Source organism: Ensifer sp. ENS03 (genome assembly GCF_014852035.1).
In the GTDB taxonomy this organism is placed as follows: Bacteria; Pseudomonadota; Alphaproteobacteria; order Rhizobiales; family Rhizobiaceae; genus Ensifer; species Ensifer adhaerens.
On the sequence record NZ_JACVAV010000025.1, the window covers coordinates 1 to 1,920 of the forward strand.

Sequence of the window (1,920 nt, forward strand, 5' to 3'; positions counted from 1 at the left end):
AAACGCGGAAAGCATGCTGCCGCGATCTCGCCGGTTGCCCTCGAGGCGGTCAAGCGCATCGACGCGCTGTTCGACATCGAGCGCGACATCAACGGACTTTTGGCCAACGACCGGCTGCAACGACGTCAGCAGGACAGCCGTCCGCTCGTTGATGAGCTTGAGGTCTGGCTTCGATCTGAGCGAACAAAGCTGTCGCGCAGTTCACCGGTCGCCGAGCCGATCGATTACATGCTGAAGCGCTGGGACGGCTTCACATCCTTCCTCGGCGATGGCCGGATCTGCCTCACCACGGATGGTGTTGAGAAGAGGGAAACTCACTCTCTTGCCACTCGTTGCGGATTTTGCTTCCAAACCCCGACCATCCGCTCGTAGGCCCTTTCCGCGCGTTCGACATATTCGGCCTCGCGATCACGGACCTCCTTGATCCAGTAGTCGTGGCCACGACCTGCTTTTCCATATGCTTTGGCAGCGCCAGCCTTCAGTTCAACCCTTCTTAGCTTCATCGCCGTGAACGACGGTCTCGCATAAGCGTAGTCCTGTCCGCTCGAGAGAATGTGCCAGATCATCACCGTCAGCTTTCTCGCAGTGGCTACCGCTGCAGCCGGTGCACCACGCTTCTTGTGGACGCGAGCAAAGAAGGCGCGCAACGGTCCTGGCGCCAGCTTTGCCGACCACGCAGCCTCAACGAGCATGCGGCGCGCATCGCTATTCCCCTGCTTGGTGATACGTCCGTGGCGGGCCGGATGGTCTCCTGATTGGCGGATCCGGGGCGTGAGGCCGAAGTAGCTGCTGAGCTTTTCCGGGGTCGGAAACCGCTGGATGTCCCCGATTGAGGCCAGGATGGTCGATGCAACGACGGAGCTCACGCCGGGAATTGTCATCAATCGGAGGGCGCGCGGATCGTCGAGCGATTGTTGGGCGAGCGTTTTGTCGAGTTCAGCGAGCTGAGCCGTCACGCGCTCCAGCTCGGCAACGTATCTGCCGATCATCGCGCGCTCTTCGGATGCCAAGGGCAATTGGGCTAGCCATTTCCGGCCTGCGGAGCCGAACAAATGACCGTCGTATTTGGGGATAAGATTGGCGTGCAGAATGGCCTGAATCCGTCCCTTCGTTCGGACAAGCTGCGCCAACACACCCATGCGCTCGGCAATTTGTCGCCGCCGCACCGTCGTACTATCGTCGGCCACCCATACCTCCGGCAGCAGGCCACCGGCATGGAGCCTGGCTAAGGTGGCGGCATCAACTTTGTCCGACTTGACCCGGGCCCAGGCGATGGGCTTCACGAGACGGGAGTTCGCCACAATGACGCGTTTCACATACGGCCGTAAAAGCCGTTCGACCGCCGTGCTGTTGCCGGTTGCCTCGATCACGACCTCGTCGTCCCTTCGCAGTGAAGCCGCAAATCGAAGAAATCGATCTCGGACGAGTTCGACGCGCCGCTCGCTGACGATGCTGCCATCGTCCAGAATCGCGACTTGGGCGAACGAACGATGAATGTCCATTCCAACCACACGCATGTTTCATCTCCTTCCGGTAATGGGAGCCGGTGGAGATACACGACATCTACGGATTCGCGCTCGCAGCGCAGCCGGGCAAGTCGTAGGGGCGGCCAAGTAACAACTCGAGTTCGCAACTCATGGTCAGGACGGCCTGCCACCGTTTCATGCTCCCAGCGCCCCTATCCCGGTACCCGATCGTACCTCATTTACTTCTTCGGATCACGGAGGGGCGCCGCAAACACCATACCCTTTAACAACGCCGCCGAACGGGCGTTGCGCGGCTTCGCTCTGGGGAGGAAGGCATGGCTCTTTGCCGGCTCCGACCGTGGTGCTGATCGCGCCGCCTTCATGGCAACGCTGATCATGAGCGCCAAGCTCAATGACATCGATCCACAAGCGTGGCTCGCCGATGTGCTCGCTC

1 protein-coding gene and 2 pseudogenes are annotated in these 1,920 nt (G+C 60.6%); 2 read left to right on the forward strand and 1 reads right to left on the reverse strand.

The window, feature by feature from the left end; translation table 11 throughout:
• Positions 1 to 306, forward strand: a pseudogene (locus tag IB263_RS33770) (transposase); the annotation flags it as partial.
• A gap of 8 nt (positions 307 to 314) precedes the next feature.
• On the opposite strand, the gene IB263_RS33775 reads toward IB263_RS33770, so the two are convergent.
• Positions 315 to 1,502 carry an IS110 family transposase gene (locus tag IB263_RS33775; RefSeq protein ID WP_192439600.1) on the reverse strand — a complete coding sequence of 396 codons (1,188 nt, stop codon included), beginning with the start codon at positions 1,500 to 1,502 and terminating at the stop codon, positions 315 to 317.
• 249 nt (positions 1,503 to 1,751) lie between these two features.
• On the opposite strand from IB263_RS33775, the pseudogene IB263_RS33780 reads away from it, so the two are divergent.
• Positions 1,752 to 1,920, forward strand: a pseudogene (locus IB263_RS33780) (transposase); the annotation flags it as partial.

Excerpts from the sequence above, each read along its gene's own strand:
- IB263_RS33775 (WP_192439600.1), bottom strand. The coding sequence starts at position 1,502 with ATGGACATTCATCGTTCGTTCGCCCAAGTCGCGATTCTGGACGATGGC.